The following is a 363-nucleotide window of genomic DNA, read 5'->3' on the forward strand; positions in this document are numbered from 1 at the left end:
CATAACCAGTAATATTGCCCAATTCAGTTTGAAACCCATTTGGCGTCACCACCGTGCCTGAAGTTATCGACACAATTTTATACCACCCTGACATACCTGTTTTTTGTTCACCTAAACGAACTTTACTCCCCTTTAGTAATAAACCAACAACTTTTGTACCGCTTGCGTTTTCCCGTATCACGCTACCTGCAATCGTTTCTAATTTTTTTTCATCAACTTTCCCTACTCCCGCTTGCCAATAACAAGGATAATCAACCTGACTACTATTTTTCTGAATTTTTTGCTGATAACCATACCAATCTAGCTGATGCATATATAAACTGTATAAGGTGATTGAGGGAGGCGTGTCAGTTGAATTAGCTA

At 38.8% G+C, this 363-nt stretch carries 1 protein-coding gene; it reads right to left on the minus strand.

The annotated features are described in order from the left end of the window. On the minus strand, nucleotides 1-313 hold a 313-nt coding region (locus tag GQ589_RS11970), incomplete at its 3' end, for a hypothetical protein (protein ID WP_160426483.1). Between the last annotated feature and the right edge of the window lie 50 nt (nucleotides 314-363).

Origin of the sequence: Gilliamella sp. Pas-s27 (assembly GCF_009795865.1) — a bacterium.
GTDB lineage: Bacteria > Pseudomonadota > Gammaproteobacteria > Enterobacterales > Orbaceae > Gilliamella.